The following is a 23286-nucleotide window of genomic DNA, read 5'->3' as shown; positions in this document are numbered from 1 at the left end:
CAGGTGACGTTTCACCGGAGGGCACCAGGAGGTGAAACCTGCGCGACATCGGTCTCACCCGCCGCGCGACCACGCTGTGAGACGGCGTAGCGGCGCCCAGGCGCGCATGCGAGAAGAGGCGAATATCAGGCGCGACGCTCACGGCTGGCAGAGTGATCCGCTGTTGTCGAAGCGTCGGCGCCGGTGTCCGGAACCTCACCCGAGCCGGCACGACGCGGTGAGAACCGTGACGACGACGCTGACGCGAGCATGACGGACGCCTGGAGCGGCGCGCGATCCCTAGGGCTGCTTGGCCTCGCGACCGCCCCAGGCGATGATCGCGTCGACGACCTTGCCCACGTGCTCGTCGGTGTGGGCGAGCGATACGAACCAGGCCTCGTAGGCGCTGGGCGGAAGGGCGATCCCGGAGCCGCGGAGCGAGTGGAACATGTCGGAGTACGCGAGTGCATCCTGCCGCGACACGTCGTCGAACGTGACGGGAGCCTCCTCGAGGCCAAGGAAGACGGAGAACAGCGTGCCCGCGTGACCGACGGCGTGGGTGATCCCGTGAGACGCGAGCTCGGCGCTCACGCCCCGCCGCATCATGGTGGAGACGCGCGTCAGGTGTGCGTACGCGTCGTCGTCCAGCAGCCGCATGGTCGCGAGGCCCGCCGCGACCGCGACCGGGTTGCCCGACAGCGTTCCTGCCTGGTAGACCGCGCCCAGAGGCGCCAGCAGGTCCATGAGATCCGCTCGCCCGGCGACCGCGGCGACGGGGAGGCCTCCACCGATCACCTTGCCGAAGGTGACGAGGTCGGGGGCCCACGGCTCGCGGCCTGCGGCGATGTCCGCGTCCCGCTCGAGGCCCCAGCCGCCGGCGGGTCCCGCGCGGAAACCGGACAGCACCTCGTCGACGATGAAGACGGCGCCCTCGTTGCGGCACAGGTCGGAGATGAGGCGATGGAAGCCCGCAGGCGGGGCGATGACGCCCATGTTCGCCGGAACCGCCTCGGTGATGACGGCGGCGATGCGGGAGCCGTGCTCGGCGAACGCGTCGGTGAGCGCATCGACGTCTCCGTACGGCAGGACCATCGTGTCCGCGGCGACGGCCTTGGTCACGCCTGCGGAGTCCGGCACGCCTGAGGTCGCGAGGCCGGATCCGGCGGCGACGAGCAGCGCGTCCGAGTGGCCGTGGTACAGACCGGCGAACTTCACGATCACGTCGCGGCCCGTCGCCGCGCGTGCGATCCGGAGCGCGGTCATGGTCGCCTCGGTGCCGGTGGACACGAGTCGCACCTTCTGGGCGGGCTCGTAGCGGTCCCTGATCTCCTCGGCGAGCTCCACCTCGGCCTCGGTGGTCGCGCCGAAGCTGAGGCCGTTCGACGCGGCCGCCCGTACTGCCGAGACCACGGCCGGATGCGCATGGCCGACGATGCCTGCGCCCCACGAGTCGACCAGGTCCAGGTAGTCGCGCCCTGCGCCGTCGGTGATCACGGCCCCGGCGGCTGAGGCGATCGGCAGCGGGTGCCCACCCACGCCGTTCCATGCGCGCACCGGGCTGTTCACGCCGCCCGGGAGGATGTCGGCGGCACGTTCCGCCCACGCCTGCTCGCCGCGCAGCGTGCGCAGCCCCAGGCGCTGCATCTTGGTTCTCAACGTCGACGACACGGGCCTCATGCGTCCTCCCTCAGCCAGTCCGCGAGCTCCACCGCGGCGTAGGTGACGACGATGTCCGCTCCAGCGCGGACCATCGACGTGAGCGCCTCCAGATGGGCGGCGCGACGGTCGATCCAGCCGTTCGCCGCCGCGGCCTCGATCTGGGCGTACTCGCCCGACACATGGTAGGCCGCCACGGGAACCGAGGACTGCGCGGCCACGTCCGCCAGCACGTCGAGGTACGGCAGCGCGGGCTTCACCATGAGGATGTCCGCACCCTCCGCCTCGTCGATCGCAGCCTCGAGCGCACCTTCACGCCGGTTGGCAGGGTCCATCTGGTAGGTCCGGCGATCGCCCTGCAGCTGGGAGTCCACGGCCTCGCGGAACGGCCCGTAGAAGGCCGATGCGTACTTGGCGGCGTACGCGAGGATCGACACGTTCTGGAACCCGTCGTCGTCCAGCGCATCGCGGACCGCGGCCACCTGGCCGTCCATCATGCCGCTCAGGCCCAGCACGTGCGCACCAGCGCGCGCCTGGGCGAGCGCCATGCGCTGATACACGAGCACGGTCGCGTCGTTGTGCACGTTGCCTTCCGCGTCCAGCACCCCGCAGTGGCCGTGGTCGGTGAACTCGTCCAGGCACAGGTCCGCCATGACGACGAGCCGGTCCCCCGCCGCGCCTGCGGCCTCCGCGATCGCCAGGTTGAGGATGCCGTCGACGTCGCATGCCGCCGAGCCGTCCGCGTCACGCACCGACGGGATCGCGAACAGCATGACACCGCCGATCCCCGCATCCGCGGCGGCCTCCACAGCGGCGCGCACGCCGCCGAGCGGCAGCTGGTCCACGCCGGGCAGCGAGAGGATCGGGCGCGGCGCGTCCAGGTCCTCGTGCACGAACAGCGGCAGCACCAGCTGCGCCGCCTGCGGTCGCACCTCGCGCACCAGACGACGCATCGCGGGCGTGGTCCGCAGCCTGCGGGGCCTCCTGTTGAGGCTCATCGGTCTCCCTTCGCGGCGATCGCCGACGCGAGCGCGTCCGCGATGCCGTCATAGCTCGGCACCGAGGAGACGGCGTCGACGCGCAGTCCCGCCGCGCGGGCGGCTGCCGCCGTCGTCTCCCCGATCGCCACCATCATGGTCGACTCAGGCACGGGCGCGCATTGCGAGGCGAACCGCTCCGCGACCGATCCTGAGGTGAGGAGCACGGCGTCGACGCGTCCTTCGCGCACCGCGGTCACCGTCTCGGGCGACGCGCCGGGTCCGTCGACGGTCCGGTAGGCCTCGACCGCGTCCACGAGCCAGCCCCTGCGCGCGATCCCCCGCTCCAGCGTCGGCGCGGCAAGGTTGCCCACCGGGGCGAGCGCGCGACCTGCGCCCTCCGGCATGTCCTTCGCGATGCCTGACGCGGTCTGCCGACCCTCTGGGACGAGCGACACCGTCAGGCCCACCTGCGCGCAGACGTCCTGTGTCGCCTCACCGACGGTCGCGACCTGCGCGCGGGGCTGCGGCTCCGCGAGAGTGCGTCCGTGGCGCCGGGCGATCGCGTCCATCGCCAGCACGGCATTGCGGCTGGTCACCGCCAGCCAGTCGTAGGCCCCGTCGCACCACGCGAGGACGGCCGCCTCCAGCGCCTGGGGGTCGGAGGGCCCTTCGATCGCGATGAACTGCGCCTCGTCGACGGTCGCGCCCGCCTCGGCCAGCCGCTCTGCGAGGGCTCGGCGACGTTCCGTGACGGGGACCAGGACGCGCACACCCTCGAAGGGCAGCACCGTCACCCCGCTCCCATCAACCGGGACGCTCCCCGTCCGAGCAGGGCGTGCGCGGCGGCGCGGCCCACGGCCGCGGCCTCCCGCACCGGACCGCGCGCGACCTCGTTCAGCTGAAGGCTTCCTGAGGCGTTCATGACTCGCAGATCCAGTCGCAGCTGTCCGCCCGTCACGGTCGCATGCGCTCCGATGGGCGCCGAGCAGCCGGCCTCGAGCACCTGGAGGGCCGCGCGCTCGGCGGTCACGGCGGCGCGGGTGGGGGCGTCATCCAACGCGGACACCAGCTCGCGCAGGGCCGGCTCGGCATCCTGCCGGATCTCGATCGCGAGCGCACCCTGCCCGGGCGCAGGCACCATGACGTCCACGGAGATCAGCTCGGTCGCGGACTCGAGCCGTCCGAGCCTGCTGAGGCCCGCGGCGGCGAGCACCACGCCTGCGAGGTCGTCACCGACACGCCCCAGCCGGGTGTCCACGTTGCCACGGATGTCCACGACCTCGAGGTCCGGGCGCACCCGCCTCAACTGTGCGGCACGTCGAGGCGATCCCGTGCCCACCCGCGCGCCGGCGGGAAGCTCCTCCAGCCTGGGCCCGGTGGTGCACAGGGCGTCGCGCACGTCCTCCCTCACGGGGATCGCCGCCAGGTCGAGCCGCGGATGGGGCTCGACGGGCATGTCCTTGAGCGAGTGCACGATCAGGTCGCACCCGCCGTCCAGCAGGTGGTCGCGCAGCGCGTTGACGAACACGCCCGTGGTCGACAGCCCGACCAACGAGGCCTTCGAGGTGTCACCGTGCGTGGTGACGATCTCGAGCCCGACCTCGAGGTCCACGCCTCGCGCTGCGGCGGCCTCGACGACCGCGTCGGCCACGTGCTGAGACTGGGTGGTGGCGAGCGCGCTTCCGCGGGTGCCGAGTCTCAGATGCATCCCACCATCGTCCCACGTCCTGGAGCGTCCGCTCCCCGGGGCGGCACCTGAAGCGGACTCATTCCACGTCGCGGAACCCTGAACCCACGAACAGGAGCACGATGGCGGCGAGCGCACCGACGAGCGCGACCCAGGCGGGAGCGAGGTAGCCCATGCCCCACGCGATCAGCACCGCGCCCAGGCCGGAGCCCATCACGGTGGAGGCGTTGAGCGCCGAATGCGACAGCGCCGCTCCGAGCGAAGGCGACGCATGCACCACATCCATGAGCCGCGTCTGGGCAGCCTGGCTGAACACCTGGATGAACGCGCCGAGCGCCACGAGGAAGGCGACCGTGGGCCAGCCCGAGTCCCCCCAGAGCCCGAGCGCCAGCAGGGAGGCCGCCACGCCGATGAGGCCCACGCGCGACGCGAGCAGCGGGCTTGCGTCGGTGAGCCGCCCTCCCGCCATCGCGCCGATCGTCATCCCGACTCCGAACAGCGCGAGTATCACGGTGACCTGGGAGGAGCCGAACCCGTTGAGGTCCTCGAGCAGCGGCACCATGTAGGACTGGACGGCGCCCAGGCCTGCGAACCCCAGGAAGATCGTGAGTATCACCATCCACAGCACTCGGCCGCGCAGACGTGACACCTCCCCCCTGAACGATGTGCCGGGCGTGCCCGCGACCTGCGGGGTGAAGGCCCACATGAGCACCAGTCCCACGACGCCGACGAGCGCGACGACCGCGTACGCCGCACGCCATCCGACCGCCACGGACACCCACTGCATGCCAGGCACCCCGATGATCGTGGCGACCGTGAGGCCGTACATGATCATCGCGATCGCGGCGCCGCGCCGCTCGGGACCGACGGCGAGCATCGCGACGTAGGCAGCGGTGCCGAGGATCGCTCCATGCGGAAGGCCCGCGAGGAAGCGGATGACCAGCAGCGACTCGACTGTGGGAGCGAGGAAGGTCGCGATGGAGGTGACGACGAAGAGCGCACCCATGGCGAGCAGGAGCCTGCGTCGGCCCCAGCTCGCGAGCCCGACCATGATGACGGGGGCGCCGACGACGACGCCGAGGGCGTACGCGGTGATCGTGTACCCGACCATGTCCACCGTCGTGTGCAGCGACGCGAGCTGATCCTGGATGACGGCCGAGGCGCCGCCCTGGGTCAAGGCGATGCCGAATCCCGCGACGATGAAGCCCGACAGCACCGCGGCGGGATGCGGAGCCTGGGCCGAGCGTGGAAGACGCCAGCGCGGCACCCCTGAGGGCGCCGCGGGAGGCAGTGCTGTCATGACCTACCGACTCTCGACGAGCCACAGCGCGTGCGCGCATGCGGCCGGGATGGACGACGCGTCAGCGCCGCCGATGCGGCACCGGACGGCCCCGTCGGGGTCGGGGTCGAGGATCACGATACGCGCGCCTGGCACGAGTCCATGCGCGGCGCACTCGCGGAGCGTCCCGGGGTCCGCATCCGAGACGCGAGCGACGGCCCAGTCCCCTGGGGAGGCGTCGACGGCGCACACCGCCGACAGTCCACGGGGCTGTCCGTCCCTGCTCGGGATCGGATCGCCGTGGGGGTCGGCGTCCGGGTGCCCGAGCAGCACGTCGAGCGCGTCGATCATTCGATCGGAGCATGCGTGCTCCAGCACCTCGGCCTCGTCATGCACCTCGTCCCAGCCGTAGCCGAGGCGCTGCACCAGGAACGTCTCGATGATGCGGTGCCGACGCACCATCTGCAGCGCGACGGCAGCGCCCGCGTCCGTCAGCGCGATCGCGCCGTAGCTCTCATGGGTCACCAGGCCGACGGCTGCGAGCCTGCGGACACGCTGCGACACGGACGAGGCGCTGATCCCCAGCCGTTCCGCGATCGCCTTGGTGGTCGCGGGCTCACCGGTCCACTCCCCTGCGGTCCAGATGACCTTGAGGTAGTCCTCGACGGATCGCGATCGCGGCTCCTCAGGCACGGCGCTCAGTCCTGGGACGCCGGGCCGTGGGGGCCGTCACCGCCACGCCTGCGCAACCACAGGATGGCGACGGTCGCGGCGGCGAGGAGCACGGCCACCCCTCCGAGGCGTGCCCATCCACCCCCTGCAGGCGCCTCGGACGCCTCGGACGTGACGCTCGACGACGGCGACGGCGACGCGGCGTCCGACGTCGGCTCCGAGGCGCTCGCGGATGCCGTGGGCGACGCCGTCGGCGATGTGGAGGGGGACGCGGATGCGGAGGCCGACGGCGCGGCACCCTCGACGGTGAAGTCCACCTGGCCCTCGAGGGGATGCCCGTCCTGGGCGACCACGCGGTACATGAGCGACCAGTCGCCGTTCGCGAGCGCGGGCACCTCGGCCATGACGGTCGTGGCGGAGGGGAAGGTCGGATCCAGCTCGATGCGCTGGTCACCCTGCACGAGGGCGAGCGTGGTGCCCAGGTCGAGCACCTCGCCGGTGAACTCGAGCGACACCTGGGTCAGGTCGCTCACCGTGGATCCATCCGCGGGGTCGGTGCCCACGAGCGACGTGTGCGCCGACGCGGCGGAGGCCGGCAGCATCGCGGCCAGGGCGAGCAGGAGGATCAGGACTGGGCGGAGGACTCGCGAGCGCATGCCCCCATTGTCCACGTCCGGCGTGGTCACCCTCCCGTCACCGATCGTTCACGCACCACCGGCCGATCCCTCACCCGCCGGTCACCCGCGCGGGCGACAATGGTTGCCATGAAGGTCGCGCTGGTCGCCGAATCGTTCCTGCCGCACCACAACGGGGTGACGAACTCGCTGCTGCGCGTGCTCGAGCACCTGGCCCGGCGAGGCGACGAGGCGCTCGTGATCGCGCCGGAGTCGCGCGGCTCGCGGGGCCCCGTGCGGTACGGGATCGCATCCATCACCCGCCTGCCCGCGATGGGCTGGCCGGGCTATCAGGATGTGCGGGTGGCGCTGTCCGGCACGGGCCGGCTGTCGCGGATCCTCGAGGACTTCGCCCCCGACGTCGTCCATCTGGCAAGTCCGTTCGTCCTGGGCTGGACGGCGGTGAAGGCGTGTCACGAGCTGGGGCTTCCCACGGTCGCCGTCTACCAGACCGAGGTGCCGTCCTACGCGGACCGGTACCGCATGGGCTGGGGCGAAGGCATCCTGTGGAACCGGGTGCGCAACATCCACCAGCGCGCCGACCTCAACCTGGTGCCGTCCACGTATGCGATGCTCCAGCTGGAGCAGCTGGGGGTCGACCACCTCAGGCTGTGGCCGCGCGGCGTCGACGCCACCCGCTTCAACCCCGCGAAGCGGTCCGCGGAGCTGCGCGCGCGGTGGGCTCCGACCGGCGAGGTGGTCGTCGGGTATGTCGGGCGGCTCGCTGCCGAGAAGCGGGTCGAGGACCTCGGAAGGCTTGCGGCGATCCCCGGCGTCAAGGTCGTCATCGTCGGCGAGGGCCCGTCGCATGCCAAGCTCGCCGCGCTGCTCCCGGATGCCGAGTTCATGGGCTTCCTGAACGGCGAGGAGCTGGCGCAGGCGGTCGCGTCATTCGACGTGTTCGTGCACTGCGGCGAGCTGGAGACGTTCTGCCAGACCATCCAGGAGGCGCTTGCGTCGGGCGTGCCCGTCGTCGCGCCGCGACGCGGCGGACCCATCGACCTCGTCGACCACGGCGAGACGGGGTTCCTGTACACGCCGGGCCGGCTCGACGAGATGGTGGCCTACGTGCGCGAGCTCGCGGAGCAGCACGAGCAGCGCGCCAGGTTCGGCAACCACGCTCGCGTCTCGGTCGAGGGACGGACATGGGAGCGCGTATGCGACGGTCTGATGGATCTGTACGCCGAGGCGATCCAGCGCCACGACGCCCTCCCGGCGCGCCCGTGGGACTGGGAGGACGAGGAGGTGCTGCGCTGATGCGCATCGCGCACATCGCCAACTTCTACGGCCCCACCTCCGGCGGCCTCCGCACTGCGATGCATGCGCTCGGCAAGGGGTACGTCGAGCGCGGCCACAAGGTCCTGCTGATCGTGCCTGGCGCCGAGGACACCGACGAGCTGACCGAGTTCGGGCGCCGGATCACCCTGCGCAGCCCGGTGCTCCCGCTCAGCGGCGGCTATCGGATGATCTCGAGGCTCCACGAGCTGCGAGGCATCCTGCGCGGGTTCAGGCCGGACGTGCTCGAGGTGTCGGACAGGACCACGCTGCGCTCCCTCGGCGGCTGGGCGAGCGGTCAGGGCATCCCGTCGGTCTTCTTCTCCCACGAGCGCGCCGACGGGATCCTCGCGGCGAACCTGCCGGACGCGCTCGGCGGCCGCCTGCCGCTCGAGTCCATCGCCGACTGGCACAACCGCGGCACAGCGCGACGCTTCACGACCATCGTGTCGACCACCGCCTTCGCCGCTCAGGAGTTCGATCGCATCGGCGTGCCCGTCGAGCGGGTGCCGTTGGGCGTGGACCTCGAGACCTTCCACCCCGACCGGCGCGACGACACGGTGCGGGCCGAGCTCGTCGGCCCCGACCAGTCGCTCCTGCTCATGGCCTCCCGGCTCTCCTCCGAGAAGCGACCCGACCTCGCCATCGACGCAGCGCGGATGCTCGCCTCGCGCGGAGCGCGCGTGCGCCTGGTGTGCGCGGGTGGCGGTGCGCTCGCTGATCAGATGCGCCAGCGCGCGCGCGGCGCCCCCGTGGACTTCCTGGGATTCGTCAGCGGCCGCGAGCGCTTCGCCCACCTCCTCGCAAGCGCCGACGCGGTCGTCGCACCGGGGCCGATCGAGACCTTCGGGCTGGCCGCGCTGGAGGCTCTCGCGTCGGGCACACCGGTGGTCGTGAATGCGGAGTCGGCGCTCCCCGAGGTTGTTGCGCAAGCGGGGATCGCGGCGCCCGCGACCTCGGAGGGCTTCGCTCAGGCCATCGAGGAGCTGCTTGCGCGGCCCGAGCGGGAGCGGCGCGAAGCGGCGCGGGCCCGCGCGGAGCAGCTGCCATGGTCGGTCACGATCGACCGGATGCTGGACATCCATCACGCCGCGAGGGAACGCGTCGCCGGCTGACCGGCGCGTGCGGACCGGCGAGGGGGGCATGACTGTGCGGGGTCCGGTGGTCGTGGCGCTGGGGGATTCGATCACGTTCGGCGTCGGCGACGGCACGCAGCGTCCCGAGGCGGTCACCGGCGTCCCCGTGGGGTGGGCGGCTCACGTCGCTCATGCGGTGGGAGCCTCGTCGTTCACGAATCTTGCGGCGAACGGTGCTCGTGCCCGTCACCTGGGGCTCACGCAGGTGCCGTCGGCCCTCATGGCCATGCCCGACCTCGTGCTTGTCACGATCGGGGGCAACGACGTGCTCCGGGGGGACTTCGACCCTGCCGAGGTCCAGGATCGCGTGGCGGATGCGCTCACGCGGCTGGAGCGTGAGGGCCGGAGGGTCGTGCTGGTGACGCTCGCCAGGATCGGCCTGTTCGACCTGGTAGGTGGCTCCATCGCCGACGTGATGGCGCGGCGGGTGGCGGCGGCGAACATCGCCCTGCGCCTCGCTGCGGCAGGCACCGCCACCGTCGTGGTCGACGGCGCGGCGGCGCTCGCGACGGCGGGAGGACGCGGCTGGCATGTCGATCGGGTACATCCGTCTGCGGCGGGCCACCGTGCGATCGCCGTCGAGGTGCTCGGGGCGCTGGGTGACGCGGCTCCGCAGATGGCGCCCCTCGTGCCCGCGCCCGCGTCTCCCCGGTGGCATGAGCGCGCGTGGTGGCTCGCGCGGCACGGCACCCCCTGGGTGGCGAAGCGCTCCCGCGACCTGATCCCGCAGGTCGCGGCGGTGGTGACGCACGAGCTGCTCGAGGAGCGCCGACGCACCCGTCGGGCGCACGCATGAGCCCCGGAGCACGGCGAAGCGCCCGGACCGCCTAGGGGGCGAGGGGTCCGGACGCTTCGTGCGCTGGTGCGGACGCTGCTAGACGAGCCAGCTGTTGCTCTGGACGATCGGGAGCTTGCGCCACCAGGTGCCCAGACCGATCGACTGCCGGTCGAGCTCGACCCACACGATGCCGAACGTGGCGACGATGTACACGATGTGCTCGTCGAGGATCGGGTTGGTGGAGGGCCACATCTGGGTCATGTACATGAACAGCAGCATGAGGAAGCCCGAGTAGGCGGCGACCCTGGTGCCGATGCCCAGCATGAGGGCAAGGCCGATGCCGAGCAGGCCGAGCATGAAGATCCAGTCGGTCCACCGCTGGTCGCCGAGGTTGACGAAGAACGTGTGGAACGGGCTGTTGACGTTGCCGCCGTAGACCAGGTAGCCCTCGGTGACATGGCCACCGTTGACCCATGCCTTGTCGCAGAAGGCGTCGATGCTGAAGGTGCCATCGTCGTTCGTGGTGCGGCACGTGGAGAAGCCGAGACCGAGCAGCTTGTCCAGGAACGCCCACAGGAACACGAATCCGATGGCGATGCGGGTGACGCTGAGCATCGCCCAGCCGAACTTCGAACCAGTTGTGGTGGAGGTGCTGGCCACCTCGTTCTTGACTGCCATGGTGCTTTCTCCTCGAATTCCGGTTTTCGAGCTTCTAGGTGATTCGTCATTGATCACCTGACTCCGACGGTAGACCTGTCAACGAGAACGCGCACGGGACACAGGTCCCGGTCATTCTCAAGCTCGATACCCCGGCGGGTACCAGGCACTACGCCTCGAGCGGGGTGACGACCTGCTGATCGAGATGTACGGCGAGCGCACGTCCCATGTCGATGCGATCGTCCAGCAGCCATTGGACCTGAAGCCCATCCATCATCGCGATCACCTGGATCGCCGCCAGAGCCGGCTCGACACCGGGGCGCAGCGCACCGTCCTCCGCCAGCGCCGTGAACGCTCCGGCAACCTGGTCCCGGAGGGACTCGTAGCGTTGAGTGAAGAACTCGTGCGCGGGGTGGTCGGCGCTGGTCGCCTCGGCAGACAGGGTGGCGAAGAGCTCCACGAGCCCCCGGCGCCCCGCGTTGAGCCGCGCCGTGCCCACCAGGGACCGCAGCACCTCCCGGGCGGTCGTCCCCTCAGTCGGATAGTCCTCGCCGGTGACCTCGTCACGCCGCTCGAGCACCGCCATGAGCAGCGCCTCCTTCGTGGGGAAGTGGTACAGCACGCCCGGGTGGGTGAGGCCGCTGCGCCCGGCGATGTCCCGCAGCGACGTCCCGTGGAAGCCCGACTCGGCGAACATCTCCATCGCCGCGGCAAGGATCATCTCGCGAGTCCGGCCAGGACGCCCCGCCTTCGCATCGCCGCTCATGAGCATCCCTTCGTCGTGCATGTGACCGTACCCGGTGCTAGCGTACTTACCAAGCGGTAAGACGGCGCGCCGAGCGCTGATCGACCCGCACCATCCGACGACGCATGACAAGGAACCGACCGTGGCCGCACCCGCCTACCTGGACCCCACCCTCCCTACCGCCACGAGGGTCGCCGACCTCGTCGGCCGCATGACCCTGCCGGAGAAGGTGGGGCAGATGATGCAGATGCACACCTATGAGGGCGTCGACCACCTCGTCGAGCAGTGGCACGTCGGATCGATCCTCCACGCCTCCCCCGACAACCTCGCACGCGCGCACGCCCTGGCCGACCGCTCCCGCCTTGGCATCCCCCTGCTCATCGGCGAGGACTGCATCCACGGCCACTCGTTCTTCAAGGGTGCGACGATCTTCCCCACCCAGCTGGGCCTCGCCGCGAGCTTCGACCCGGAGCTGCTGCGACGCGTCGGCCGCGCCACCGCGCGTGAGGTGTCCACCACCGGCATCCACTGGACCTTCTCCCCCGTCCTGTGCATCTCGCGCGACCTGCGCTGGGGCCGCGTCAGCGAGACGTTCGGAGAGGACCCGTGGCTGATCGGCGAGCTCGCCTCCGGGCTCTTCCGGGGCTACCAGGGCGAAGGCGCCTCCGACCGCGAAGGCATCCTCGCGACCGCCAAGCACTTCGCCGCATACTCGGAGACCCAGGGCGGTCGCGACGCGTCGGAGGCGGACGTGTCCCGCCGCAAGCTCCGCTCCTGGTACCTGCCCCCCTTCGAGCGCGTCGCCCGCGAGGGCTGCCGCACGTTCATGCTCGGCTACCAGGCGATCGACGGCACCCCGATCACCATCAACGACTGGCTGCTGAACGACGTGCTGCGCGGCGAGTGGGGCTACGACGGCATGCTCATCACCGACTGGGACAACGTCGGCAACCTGGTGCGCGAGCAGCGGCTCTTCCCCGGCTACGCCGAGGCCGCCGCCGCGGCCGTCAAGGCCGGCAACGACATGATCATGACCACGCCCGACTTCTTCACGGGCGCGCAGGAGGCCGTCGCGCGCGGCCTCCTCAGCGAGTCGCTCATCGACGCCGCGGTCTCGCGGGTCCTTGCCGTGAAGTTCGACATGGGCCTCTTCGAGGACCAGCGCCGCCCGGATCCCGCACGCCAGGCAGAGGTGATCGCCTGCGACGAGCACACCGCCCTCAACCTGGAGGCGGCGCGCCGCTCGATCGTCCTCCTGCACAACGACGCGGTGCTGCCGCTGGACCGCTCGCAGGTGGCCCATATCGCCGTGGTTGGCCCGAACGCCGACGACCCCGACGTGACCCTCGGCGACTGGGCGGGAGCCTCAGGCCAGGCGGACTGGCTGATGGAGGGCCACCCGCGCGAGCAGATCGTCACCGCGCTCGACGGCCTGCGCGCACTCGCAGGCGACGGCATCGCGGTGACGCACGCGCGCGGAGCGGACATCCTCACGACCGAGGTGGACCCCGCCGGCGGCTTCTTCCCCGACGGGCAGCCCCGGGCGCAGATCGTCGTCCCCTGCGCACCTGACGAGGCGCTCATCGCCCAGGCCGTCGAAGCGGCGCGGACGGCCGACGTGGTGGTCGCGGTCGTCGGCGACAGGGGCGAGCTCGTCGGCGAGGCCAAGTCGACCGCCACGCTCGAGCTCATCGGCGCGCAGATCGCCATGCTGGACGCGGTGCTCGCGACAGGGACCCCCACCGTCGTGGTCCTCATGGCGTCCAAGCCGCATGTGCTGCCGCCGTCGGTGCATGCCAAGGCTGCGGCGATCGTGTGGGCGGCGAACCCCGGCATGCAGGGCGGCACCGCCCTCGCGGAGATCCTGTTCGGGGACGTCGAGCCGACGGGCCGCCTGCCGATCTCGTTCGCCCGCCACGTGGGCCAGCAGCCCACGTTCTACAACCAGATCGATGCGCAGCATGGCATCCGCTACGCCGATCTGACGCAGGAGCCGGCGTGGGTGTTCGGTGAGGGGCTGTCGTACACGACCGTCGAGTACACGGACCTCACCGTGCTCACGCCTGAGGTCGCTGCCGATGGCACCGTGCGCGCGGAGGTGACGGTCGCCAACACCGGCACGCGTCCCACGCTCGAGACCGTCCAGGTCTACGTGCGCGACGTCACCACGTCGTCCACCTGGGCAGACCGCGAGCTCAAGGCCGTGCGGCAGGTGCGGCTCGCGCCCGGCGAGTCGGCGAGGGTGGAGCTCGAGGTCGAGGCGGCGGACTGCACCATCGTCGACGCACGGGAGCGACGGGTGGTCGAGCCCGGCGAGTTCGCCCTGCTGGTGGGCCCGTCCTCGCGTCGCGCCGACCTCCTCGTGAGCGCGTTCCACGTCTCGTAGAGTCCCCCCATGACAGCACCGTCCCCGGCGCCGACGCCGACCCGCTCCCTGCAGCGTGCGCGCGTCGGCGTCGCGCTGCTGTTCCTGATGAACGGGGTGGGCTTCGCCAACCTGGTGCCGCGCCTTCCCGAGATCCGCGTCTCCTTGGGCCTCAGCTACACCGGGTACGGCGTCACGATCGCCATGCAGGCGACCGGTGCGCTGCTGATCGGCCTCGTCGCCGGCCATCTGATCCGTCGTCTCGGCTCGGCGCTCGTCGCGACCCTGTCGATGACGGCTCTCGGCGTCGGCGTGGCGCTCGCGGGAGTGGCGCCCACCGCAGTGCTGTTCGGCGCCGCACTGTTCCTGACCGGCGGGCTGGACGCCATCGCGGACGTCGCGCAGAACGCGCACGGCATCCGGGTGCAGCGCGCGTACGGCCGCTCGATCCTCAACTCGTTCCACGCCACATGGAGCATCGGCGCGGTGGCGGGCGGGCTCATGGGCGGCGCGGCCGCCGGCCTGAAGGTGCCGCTGTCCGCGCACCTCGCGGTCGTGGCGCTCCTGATGGCCGTGGTGAACCTTGCAGGGCACCGGCTGCTGCTGCGCGGACCCGAGCGCGACACGGAGCTCGACGAGGCCGAGCTCGACTTCGCCGAGCAGGAGGCTGCCGTCCCGCACCACCCCTCCACCGGCGCGGTGACCCGCGGCGTGTGGCTCATGCTGCTTGCGCTGGGCGTGATCGCGATGTCCGGCACGTGGGTGGAGGATGCTGGGGCCACCTGGTCCGCCAGCTACCTCACCGACCGGTTCGGCGCGGGCGCGACCGTCGCGGCGCTCGGCTTCGTGGCGCTCCAGGGCATGCAGTTCGTCGGCCGTACCCTGGGCGATCGCATGGTCGACAGGTGGGGGCAGCGGGCCGTCGCGCGGGTCGGCGCCCTGATCGGACTGGTCGGCATGGGCTCCGCGCTCGCCTTCCCCACGCTGTGGGGCACGATCCTCGGGTTCGGCCTGGCCGGCTTCGGTGTCGCGACCTTGATCCCCAGTGCGATGCACGCCGCGGACGAGCTCCCAGGCTTCAGGCCAGGCAGCGCCCTCACGATCCTGGGCGGCCTGCTGCGCGCGAGCTTCCTGCTCTCGCCACCGGTGGTCGGCGCCATCGCGGACTCGTACGGCCTGCGCGCGGGCCTGCTGATGATGCCCGTGTCCGCGGTGCTGGTCCTGGCCCTCGCGGGCGTGCTCGCCACCCGGCACGAGCCGTCGGCTCACGGCGGACCGACGGTCCGCTGACCGTGGTGGGCCGGTCAGGACGACGCAGTGCTGGGCTTATAGCCTCGTATCGGGCACGATGGAGGACGTGGAGACCGTGGTGAAGCAGCGAGGCGCACCTCTGCCTGGGTTCTTCGAGGTGGAGGCCGCAGGCCTGCGTTGGCTCGCGGACGCCGGCGGCGCCCGTTGCGCGCGCGTGCTCGACGTCACGTCGCGCCGCATCGAGCTGGAGCGGGTGACCCCCGTGACCGCCACGCCAGACGCGGCCTACGCCTTCGGGCGGGGCCTGGCGCGCACGCACCTGGCGGGTGCCGACGCGTTCGGCTCGGCGCCCGCCGGGTGGAGCGGACCGCTCTATATCGGCGAACGTCCGATGCCTCGTTCGACTGCGGCCACATGGGGCGACTTCTACGCCCATGCGCGAGTGCTCCCGTTCGTCGAGGACGCCCTCGCCGCCGGCAATCTCGAGGTGCGCGAGGCTCGCACCGTCCGCCAGGCGTGCGAGGTCATCGCCTCGGGAGTGTTCGACGATGACGATCCCCCTGCGAGGATCCATGGCGACCTGTGGTCCGGCAACGTGCTGTTCGGCGCCAAGGGCGCGGTGCTGATCGACCCGGCGGCGCATGGCGGGCACGCGGAGACAGACCTCGCGATGCTGGCGCTGTTCGGCGCCCCTCACCTGGACGACATCGTGGCGGGCTACGAGGAGGTGTCGCCGTTGCGGCCGGGGTGGCGCACTCGGGTGCTGCTCCACCAGATGCACCCCCTCGCGGTGCACGCCGTGGGCCACGGCAGGATGTACGGCGCCGCGCTCGCCCGTGCGGCGCGCGCGGTGGTGAACGCCCGCTAGATCTCCACCGACTCGCCGACGGACATCAGCTCCACCGGCACGGTGGTGTGGCCACCGGGACCCATGTGGCCCGCCACCATGCGGAGCCCGATCTCGCTGAAGGCCGCGTCATGGATGGCGAGCGCACGTCGAGGCGCGACCGCAGCGACGAAGGCGACGGTGTCGGCGAACCTGGTCCACGGGCCGCTCACGGGCACAAGGAGCGTGGCGACCGCCACCTGCGGGATCTCGTACGAGTCACCCGGGTGGTATACCCGTCCACCGATGAGGTACCCGACGCTCGGGTCCCGAGGCACGTGCGGGTAGATCTCTGCATGGAGCCCGCCGTGCACGCTGACGTCGATCCCAGCCGCATCGACCGTGTCCCCCGGGGAGACGAACGTGACTGCGCTGCCGATCTCGGAGAGCGGCCCGACCACCGCCTCGAGCCCGTAGACCGGGAGCGAGGGGCGCCGGGCGAGCTCGGCCTCCATGGCGGCGCGGTCCAGGTGATCGCCGTGCGCGTGCGTGATCAGCACCGCGTCCGCCTGGATGAGCAGCTCAGGGGTGCGCGGATCGAACGCTCCGGGATCGACAAGGAGCGTGCGCCCTGCCTCCTCGATCACGACGCAGGCGTGCACGTGCTTCGTCAGACGCATCGTTGTCCTTCCTGTAGCTGGGCGGCCATCGCCACCCTACGCCCGACCTCGGCCGTGATGGCGGACAGGTCAGACGTCGACCATGCCGTCCGAGACGATGGCCCTCGCGCGCTCCAGCGCAGTGTCGAGGTCATCGACCAGGTGATCGTCGTCGGCCAGCGCGGCGAGCGTGCCCGCATGCTCGAGCAGCGCCAGGTGCCGGTCCTGCACCCCCTTGATGAGGACGGTGACGCCGCGGCGCTCGAGCGCGGACACGACCTCGCCCAGCACCTGAGCGCCCGTCGCATCGAGCAATCGGATCTGTGACATCCGCAGGATCACGACCTCGACGTCGTTGACACGTGCGACGCGTTCGAGAACCCTGTCCGCAGCGCCGAAGAAGAGCGCCCCGTCGATCCGCAGCAGGGCGATGCGCTCATCGCCGGGGAACGAAGGCCCAGGGAGCTCCTCGCGGTGCACGCCCGCGGCGTTCGCCACCGAGCGCAGCGCGAAGAGCGCCGCAACCGCCATGCCGATGACGATCGCGTAGATGAGGTCGACGCTGACCGTGATGAGCGCCGTCATCACGAACAGGAGGGCGTCCGGGCGCGAGGCGCGCGTCACCGAGCGCACCACGGCGGGCCGCACCATGGACACGGCGGTGGCCATGAGCACGCCGGCGAGCGCGGCGAGCGGGACCCTGGCCACGAGCCCCGACATCGCGACGACGATCAGCAGCAGCACCAGGGAGTGCGTCACCGCCGAGACACGGGTCCTGGCGCCGGAGCGCACGTTGACCGCGGTGCGCGCGATCGCGCCGGTCGCGGGCATGCCGCCGAACATCCCAGAGGCGATGGACGCGAGCCCCTGTCCCACGAGCTCACGGTCGGCGTCGGCACCCTCGACGTCCGTGTACGTGTGGGCGACCCTGGCTGACAGGAGGGACTCGATGGCGGCGAGCGCCGCGACGGCGGCCGCCGGCGCGGCGAGCTGACGCAGGGTGTCCAGATCCCATGCGGGCAGCGCCGGCGCGGGAAGCCCTGCCGGCAGCTCGCCGATCGTGGGGACGGAGGAGCCGAGCAACGTCACGCCGACGGTGGCGAGCACGATGGCGACGATGGCGCCAGGCACCGCCGTGGTGAGGCGTGGCCAGGCACGCATGAGCGCGCCGACGGCGACGACGATCGCGAGCGAGTGCCACGCGACACCCCAGTCGGCGCCGATCACCGCGTCGATGGCAGCCTTCCATGCCTTGACGCCGCTCTCCGCGTGCGCGAATCCGACTGCGGCAGGCACCTGCTGCAGGAAGATGATGATGGCGATCCCGAGGGTGAAGCCCTCGATGACGGGCCATGGGATGAGACCGACGAGGCGTCCGAGCCGTGCGATTCCTGCGGCGACGACGAGGATCCCCGCCATCACCGTGACGAGCGCGAGCGCCGACACGCCGTGCTGGGCGAGCACGGGCGCGAGCACGACGACCATCGCCCCGGTGGGTCCTGAGACCTGGATATGCGATCCGCCGAAGACCGCGGCGACGACGCCCGCGACGATCGCGGTGATGAGGCCAGCCTCGGCGCCGGCGCCGGAGGACACACCGAAGGCGAGCGCCAGGGGCAGAGCGACGACGCCCACGGACAGTCCCGCGAGCAGGTCACCGCGCCACGTGCGCGGCAGGTCCTTGTAGTCGCGCCGTCCTGGAAGAAGCGCGCGCCAGGAGTCGGCGTTCATGACTGAGCCTCGGCGAGCTGCGCCGCCTGGGCGCCGAGCACCTGGTGGGAGAGCAGCACATCGTGGAGCAGAGTCCTCGCCGCCGTCAGGAGCCCTGCGACCGAGGGGTGCGCCAGCCGATAGGCGACGGTGCTCGCCCGCCGCTCCGACACGACGAGCCCGTACGTGCGCAGCACCCGCAGGTGCTGGGAGAGGTGGGATGCCTCGAGGCCGGTGAGCTCGAGCAGCTCCGCGACCGTCCGCTCGTCCTCCTCGGCGAGCAGCTCGAGCACGCGGATGCGCACAGGATGCGCCAGTCCCTTGAACAGGTCCGCCTTCACCTCGTTGAGCGGTCTGCCGGTGAGCATGCAAGGTTCCTTCCCCAGCGATGACTTGACGGATTCATCATGCCACCTATCCATGACCGCACGATGCCCGCTTCCTCGCGTCTCCTCGAGCGGGGCGGGAATGTTCCGCAGGTTCTGGCGTTGGTTGCATGCGTATGCATATAATTGGTCGCGTACAGCGCCCCGGAGCGAGGAGTCATCATGCAGTTCGGTCTCATGTCCGTCTCGGACATCACACGCGACCCCGTCAGCGGCTACACGCCGTCCGAGGCGGAGCGCATCAAGGCGATCATCACGATCGCGAAGCACGCCGAGGACGTCGGCCTCGACGTCTTCGCCATCGGCGAGCACCACAACCCGCCGTTCTTCTCCTCGTCCCCGACCACGCTGCTCGCGCACATCGCCGCGATCACCGAGCGCCTCATCGTCACGACCTCGACCACGCTCATCACCACCAACGACCCCGTGCGCATCGCCGAGGAGTACGGGATGCTCCAGCACGTCAGCGGCGGCCGCATGGACCTGATGCTCGGCCGCGGGAACACCGCGCCGGTCTACCCGTGGTTCGGTCAGGACATCCGCCAGGGGCTTCACCTCGCCCTTGAGAACTACAACCTGCTGCACCGCCTGTGGCGCGAGGACGTCGTCGACTGGGAGGGGAAGTTCCGCACCGCCCTGCAGGGATTCACCTCCACCCCTCGCCCGCTGGACGACGTGCCTCCGTTCGTCTGGCACGGCTCGATCCGCACGCCTGAGATCGCCGAGCAGGCGGCCTACTACGGCAACGGCTACTTCGCGAACAACATCTTCTGGCCCAAGGAGCACTACAAGCGCCTGATCGAGTACTACCGCAAGCGCTTCGAGCACTACGGCCACGGCACCGGCAAGCAGGCGATCGTCGGACTGGGCGGGCAGGCGTTCCTGGCCAAGAGCTCGCAGGAGGCCCACACGCAGTTCCGCCCCTACTTCGATGAGGCCCCGGTCTACGGCAACGGCCCGTCGATGGAGGACTTCGAGGAGATGACGCCGCTCAGCGTCGGCTCACCGCAGGAGGTCATCGACAAGACCCTGACCTTCCAGGAGGCCTTCGGCGACTACCAGCGCCAGCTGTTCCTCATGGATCATGCAGGACTCCCCCTCAAGACCGTGCTCGAGCAGCTCGACCTGCTCGGAGGCGAGGTCGTGCCCGTGCTGCGCAAGGAGCTCGAGTCGCGTCGCGACCCCGAGGCCCCGGCGAACCCGCCGTCGCACGCCGAGCTCGTCCAGGCGAAGTACGGAGACGAGGAGCCCCGCCAGCCCCGCCCGAACGCGAACCGCGGCGACAACGTCACCGGCGGATCGCCCTACCAGGACTCCGAGGCGGAGGTCAGCGCCTACCCGACGCTGTGACCGCCGCGGACACGCGCGGCTCGGCCGGAGCGGCCCCCACCGTTCCGGCCGGGGCACCGCGCACCCGCCTTGCGAACGACGCGTGGGAGAGCGTCCTCACCGCGTACTCGCAGCTCATGCGGCAGTTCGCGGACGAGGACATCTGGGCAGATGCATCCATGCGGGAGTACGACGTGCTCTACACCCTCAGCAAGTGCGACACGCCCCAGCGGCTGTCGGACCTGGGCCGCCACGTGCTGCTCAGCCAGCCGGGACTGTCCCGCCTGGTCGACCGCCTGGTCGACCGCGGGCTCGTCTCCCGGTGCGCCGACCCAGCCGACGCTCGCGCCTCCCACCTCACCCTCACGCAGACCGGTCGCGACGTGCAGCGCCGCATTGGCCGCGCTCACGGCCGCTCCGTCGCCGAGGCGATGTCGGCCTCCCTCACCGACGACGAGCTCGCGCAGCTGCGCGATCTCGCCTCGAAGCTCTCCCCCGTCGCCCCCCTCGAAGGATCCTCATGACCACCGCAGCACCCCTCCGCCTCGTCGTCGTGAGCGCCGGCGTGTCCGACCCGTCGTCCACCCGGATGCTCGCGGACCGCCTCACGCAGAGCGTCGTGACCGCGGCTCAGGAGCAGGACCGCGCCACCACCGTCACGGTGGTCGACCTGCGGGAGCTCCTTCCCGAGCTTCCTGCCGCGCTGTCCACCCAGCTGCTCGGCCCGCGTTTCCAGCGCGCGGTCGACGCGCTCGCGCAGGCCGACGGCGTCATCGCCGCCGCGCCCGTCTACAAGGCAGCCGCCTCAGGCCTGTTCACCTCCTTCTTCCAGGTGCTGGACAACGACCTGCTGATCGGTCGCCCCGTCGCGCTCGCCGCCACCGCGGGCACCTCACGCCACGCGCTCGTCGTCGACGAGGAGATGCGCGCCCTGTTCGCCTACCTGCGCGCCCTGCCCGTGCCGACAAGCCTCTTCGCCTCCACCGAGGACTGGGCGGACGACGCGCTCGGGACCCGCATCGACCGCGCGGCCCACGAGCTGGTGCTGTTGATGGCGTCCGGTTTCGCGCAGGCCGTGAGGACGCAGTCATGGAACCGCTACCAGCACGCCTACGGCTCCGACGCCGGCCGAGAGCTCGAGATCGACACGGACACGGACCTGATGCGCCTGGCCACCGGAGGCTCACTCGTCAGCGCGCAGGACCCTTTCGATCCGCGCACCGCGCGAGGGGACGCTCGGGAAGCGCTCTGACGCCCCCGGTGTTGTCCTCGCCATGGCAAACTCCCCCGCCGACCGGTCCGTCACCGTGACCCGCGCCGACGAGCGCAGCCGCTACGAGATCCATGTGGACGGCGCGCTCGCCGGCTTCACGGAGTACCGCGACGAAGCCTCGCGCATCGTGTTCACCCACACCGAGGTGGACGACGCGTACCAGGGCCAGGGGCTGGCGTCCGCCCTGGTCGAGGCTGCGGTCTCGGACGCGGCGTCCCGCGACCTCGTGATCGTGCCGCTGTGCCCGTACACGGCGCGCTGGCTCGATCGTCATGAGGTGTCCGGCGCCCGCATCGAAAGGCGCTGACGTCAGTCCATCCAGGTATCCTCGATTGTCGCATCCGCGACGACCACCCGCTGCCATCCCCCTCCGAAAGCAGGCGTTGCCGCATGACCGAGCCGAGCCCACAGACCGCGGTCGACGCCCCCCGGGCGCCCCTGGCGGGCGAGCAGGCGCATGCGTCAAGCCCTGACGGCTCCGCGGCGGCCGAGGACACCGCACGTCGGAACACCACCGTCATCTGGATGCTGATCGTCGCCGCCTTCACGGTGATCCTCAACGAGACGATCATGGGCGTCGCTATCCCGCATCTCATGACCGACCTCGGGATCTCCGCCAGCGCCGCCCAGTGGCTCACGACCGCGTTCCTGCTCACCATGGCGGTGGTCATCCCCATCACGGGATTCCTCCTGCAGCGCATGTCCACGCGCACGCTGTACCTGATCGCGATGAGCCTGTTCACCGCCGGCACCGCGATCGCCGCCGTCGCCCCCGGCTTCGAGGTGCTGCTGATCGCGCGCGTCATCCAGGCCTCGGGAACCGCGATCATGTTCCCGCTCCTGATGACCACGGTCATGGAGCTCGAGCCGCCCGCGACGCGCGGCCGCCGCATGGGCAGCATCTCGGTCGTCATCTCCGTCGCACCCGCGATCGGCCCCACCGTCTCAGGCCTGATCCTGTCGTTCGCCGGGTGGCGCTTCCTGTTCGTGGCGGTGCTGCCCGTCGCCGTCACCGTGCTCGTGCTCGGGTTCCTGCGCATGCGCACCGTCAACGAGCCGACGCACACCCGCATCGACCTGCTGTCGGTGCCGCTGTCCGCAGCGGCGTTCGGCGGCATCGTGTTCGGCCTCAGCCGCCTCGGCGAAGGCGTCGGCGAGGATCCCACGCTTGCGCTGACCTCGTTCGGCGTCGGCGTGCTCGCGCTCGTGCTGTTCGTCTGGCGGCAGCTCCTGCTGCAACGCGAGGACCGGGCGCTCCTCGATCTGCGCACCTTCCGCACGCCCACGTTCTCGCTCTCCGTGGTCATGTTCGCCGCCGCCATGATGGGCCTGTTCGGCGCGATCATCCTGCTGCCGCTGTTCACCCAGGGAGTGCTCGGCATGACGGTGCTCGCCTCCGGGCTCATGCTGCTCCCCGGCGGCCTGATCAGCGGGCTGCTCGCCCCCAGCGTCGGCCGCCTCTACGACCGCATCGGGCCCAGGCCGCTGCTGATCCCCGGCACGGCGCTCGTCGCGATCGCGATGCTGCTCATGGCAGCGTCAGCGAACGTCGGAGGTGCGTGGTGGCCCATGCTCGTGTCACACGTGGTGATGAGCACCGGGCTCGCGCTGACCTTCACGCCTCTGTTCTCTGCGAGCCTCGGCTCGCTTCCGGAGCGTCTGTACTCGCACGGCTCCGCCACCGTGTCCACCTTGCAGCAGGTGGCCGCCGCAGCAGGCACGGCGCTGTTCGTCTCCGTGATGACCGCGCTGACGGTGTCGGGCGTCGCGGAGGGAACGTCGACGGAGGCCGCCCAGGCATCCGGGATCCGCGCGGCGTTCCTGATCGCCGGTGGGATCGCGGCGATCGCGTTCGTGCTCGCCTTCTTCATCAAGCGGCCCGAGACCTCGGGCGACGGCCCCGCGCCTATCGGTCACTGAGTCGTCTGCAGCATCGCGCGCACCGCAGGGCGGGTGGTGCCCGCCTCCG

The 23286-nt window shown here is 71.1% G+C and carries 23 protein-coding genes; 11 read left to right on the top strand and 12 right to left on the bottom strand.

Translation table 11 applies throughout. The annotated features are described in order from the left end of the window. Positions 1 to 279: 279 nt before the first annotated feature. Genes RN607_RS04770 through RN607_RS04740 form a run of 7 tightly spaced genes read right to left on the bottom strand, consistent with a single transcriptional unit; the run spans position 280 to position 6909 of the window. Positions 280 to 1656 carry a glutamate-1-semialdehyde 2,1-aminomutase gene (locus tag RN607_RS04770; RefSeq protein WP_313500394.1) on the bottom strand — a complete coding sequence of 459 codons (1377 nt, stop codon included), beginning with the start codon at positions 1654 to 1656 and terminating at the stop codon, positions 280 to 282. Then, positions 1653 to 2633 carry a porphobilinogen synthase gene (gene hemB, locus RN607_RS04765; RefSeq protein ID WP_313500392.1) on the bottom strand — a complete coding sequence of 327 codons (981 nt, stop codon included), beginning with the start codon at positions 2631 to 2633 and terminating at the stop codon, positions 1653 to 1655. Before hemB ends, RN607_RS04770 begins: the two co-directional genes overlap by 4 nt. Next, positions 2630 to 3409, bottom strand: coding sequence for a uroporphyrinogen-III synthase (locus tag RN607_RS04760; protein WP_313544710.1), 780 nt, complete (start codon positions 3407 to 3409; stop codon positions 2630 to 2632). The genes hemB and RN607_RS04760 overlap by 4 nt, the downstream gene beginning before the upstream one ends. Next, a complete protein-coding gene (gene hemC / locus RN607_RS04755; RefSeq protein ID WP_313544707.1) occupies positions 3406 to 4323 on the bottom strand; it encodes a hydroxymethylbilane synthase in 918 nt (305 codons plus the stop codon). The genes RN607_RS04760 and hemC overlap by 4 nt, the downstream gene beginning before the upstream one ends. Positions 4324 to 4381: 58 nt before the next feature. Continuing rightward, a complete protein-coding gene (locus RN607_RS04750) occupies positions 4382 to 5602 on the bottom strand; it encodes an MFS transporter (protein ID WP_313544705.1) in 1221 nt (406 codons plus the stop codon). A gap of 3 nt (positions 5603 to 5605) precedes the next feature. Next, positions 5606 to 6274, bottom strand: coding sequence for a metal-dependent transcriptional regulator (locus RN607_RS04745; protein WP_313544703.1), 669 nt, complete (start codon positions 6272 to 6274; stop codon positions 5606 to 5608). A 5-nt stretch (positions 6275 to 6279) separates the two neighbouring features. Continuing rightward, the gene (locus RN607_RS04740; protein WP_313544701.1) at positions 6280 to 6909 is read right to left on the bottom strand and encodes a copper resistance CopC family protein; all 630 of its coding nucleotides are present in this window, start codon (positions 6907 to 6909) and stop codon (positions 6280 to 6282) included. Between the two features lie 108 nt (positions 6910 to 7017). Between RN607_RS04740 and RN607_RS04735 the strand changes: the two genes are divergently transcribed. Genes RN607_RS04735 through RN607_RS04725 form a run of 3 tightly spaced genes read left to right on the top strand, consistent with a single transcriptional unit; the run spans position 7018 to position 10134 of the window. Continuing rightward, a complete protein-coding gene (locus RN607_RS04735; protein ID WP_313500380.1) occupies positions 7018 to 8184 on the top strand; it encodes a glycosyltransferase family 4 protein in 1167 nt (388 codons plus the stop codon). Further along, complete coding sequence (locus tag RN607_RS04730) at positions 8184 to 9317, top strand: glycosyltransferase (protein WP_313544699.1); 1134 nt, start codon at positions 8184 to 8186, stop codon at positions 9315 to 9317. Before RN607_RS04735 ends, RN607_RS04730 begins: the two co-directional genes overlap by 1 nt. Positions 9318 to 9345: 28 nt before the next feature. Continuing rightward, positions 9346 to 10134 (top strand): SGNH/GDSL hydrolase family protein, encoded by a 789-nt coding sequence (locus RN607_RS04725; RefSeq protein ID WP_313544697.1) that lies wholly within the window; start codon positions 9346 to 9348, stop codon positions 10132 to 10134. A 78-nt stretch (positions 10135 to 10212) separates the two neighbouring features. Here RN607_RS04725 and RN607_RS04720 read toward each other — a convergent pair whose 3' ends face one another. Beyond that, positions 10213 to 10794 (bottom strand): DoxX family protein, encoded by a 582-nt coding sequence (locus tag RN607_RS04720; RefSeq protein ID WP_313500374.1) that lies wholly within the window; start codon positions 10792 to 10794, stop codon positions 10213 to 10215. Positions 10795 to 10942: 148 nt separating this feature from the next. Further along, complete coding sequence (locus RN607_RS04715; protein WP_313500372.1) at positions 10943 to 11539, bottom strand: TetR/AcrR family transcriptional regulator; 597 nt, start codon at positions 11537 to 11539, stop codon at positions 10943 to 10945. Positions 11540 to 11660: 121 nt separating this feature from the next. Between RN607_RS04715 and RN607_RS04710 the strand changes: the two genes are divergently transcribed. From RN607_RS04710 to RN607_RS04700, 3 genes are read left to right on the top strand one after another with little or no spacing between them, the layout of a single operon-like run. Beyond that, positions 11661 to 13904, top strand: coding sequence for a glycoside hydrolase family 3 N-terminal domain-containing protein (locus RN607_RS04710; RefSeq protein ID WP_313544695.1), 2244 nt, complete (start codon positions 11661 to 11663; stop codon positions 13902 to 13904). A 9-nt stretch (positions 13905 to 13913) separates the two neighbouring features. Continuing rightward, complete coding sequence (locus tag RN607_RS04705; protein WP_313544693.1) at positions 13914 to 15173, top strand: MFS transporter; 1260 nt, start codon at positions 13914 to 13916, stop codon at positions 15171 to 15173. Positions 15174 to 15231: 58 nt separating this feature from the next. Beyond that, positions 15232 to 16002 carry a fructosamine kinase family protein gene (locus RN607_RS04700; RefSeq protein WP_313544690.1) on the top strand — a complete coding sequence of 257 codons (771 nt, stop codon included), beginning with the start codon at positions 15232 to 15234 and terminating at the stop codon, positions 16000 to 16002. Here the strand turns inward: RN607_RS04700 and RN607_RS04695 are convergent. The 3 genes from RN607_RS04695 to RN607_RS04685 all read right to left on the bottom strand — a co-directional run bounded on the left by RN607_RS04695 (position 15999) and on the right by RN607_RS04685 (position 18697). Then, positions 15999 to 16640: an MBL fold metallo-hydrolase gene (locus RN607_RS04695; protein ID WP_313544688.1), complete on the bottom strand. Its 642-nt coding sequence runs from the start codon at positions 16638 to 16640 to the stop codon at positions 15999 to 16001. The genes RN607_RS04700 and RN607_RS04695 overlap by 4 nt on opposite strands. A 69-nt stretch (positions 16641 to 16709) precedes the next feature. Continuing rightward, positions 16710 to 18350: a SulP family inorganic anion transporter gene (locus tag RN607_RS04690; RefSeq protein ID WP_313544686.1), complete on the bottom strand. Its 1641-nt coding sequence runs from the start codon at positions 18348 to 18350 to the stop codon at positions 16710 to 16712. After that, the gene (locus RN607_RS04685) at positions 18347 to 18697 is read right to left on the bottom strand and encodes an ArsR/SmtB family transcription factor (protein ID WP_313544684.1); all 351 of its coding nucleotides are present in this window, start codon (positions 18695 to 18697) and stop codon (positions 18347 to 18349) included. Before RN607_RS04685 ends, RN607_RS04690 begins: the two co-directional genes overlap by 4 nt. A gap of 180 nt (positions 18698 to 18877) precedes the next feature. Here RN607_RS04685 and RN607_RS04680 point away from each other — a divergent pair, with 180 nt between their 5' ends. The 5 genes from RN607_RS04680 (at position 18878) to RN607_RS04660 (ending at position 23237) form a co-directional block, all read left to right on the top strand. Beyond that, positions 18878 to 20065, top strand: a complete 1188-nt coding sequence (locus RN607_RS04680; RefSeq protein ID WP_313544682.1) for an LLM class flavin-dependent oxidoreductase — start codon at positions 18878 to 18880, stop codon at positions 20063 to 20065. Next, on the top strand, positions 20062 to 20568 hold the full coding sequence (locus tag RN607_RS04675; protein ID WP_313544680.1) for a MarR family winged helix-turn-helix transcriptional regulator: 507 nt from the start codon (positions 20062 to 20064) through the stop codon (positions 20566 to 20568). The genes RN607_RS04680 and RN607_RS04675 overlap by 4 nt, the downstream gene beginning before the upstream one ends. After that, positions 20565 to 21296: a CE1759 family FMN reductase gene (locus RN607_RS04670; protein ID WP_313544678.1), complete on the top strand. Its 732-nt coding sequence runs from the start codon at positions 20565 to 20567 to the stop codon at positions 21294 to 21296. Before RN607_RS04675 ends, RN607_RS04670 begins: the two co-directional genes overlap by 4 nt. A 22-nt stretch (positions 21297 to 21318) precedes the next feature. Further along, on the top strand, positions 21319 to 21624 hold the full coding sequence (locus tag RN607_RS04665; RefSeq protein WP_313544675.1) for a GNAT family N-acetyltransferase: 306 nt from the start codon (positions 21319 to 21321) through the stop codon (positions 21622 to 21624). 83 nt (positions 21625 to 21707) lie between these two features. Beyond that, positions 21708 to 23237, top strand: coding sequence for an MDR family MFS transporter (locus tag RN607_RS04660; protein ID WP_313544673.1), 1530 nt, complete (start codon positions 21708 to 21710; stop codon positions 23235 to 23237). Positions 23238 to 23286: the final 49 nt, after the last annotated feature.

Source organism: Demequina capsici (assembly GCF_032102965.1).
Lineage (GTDB): Bacteria > Actinomycetota > Actinomycetes > Actinomycetales > Demequinaceae > Demequina > Demequina capsici.
The sequence above is the reverse complement of the archived record's forward strand: the minus strand, read 5'-3'. Positions and strand labels throughout refer to the sequence as shown.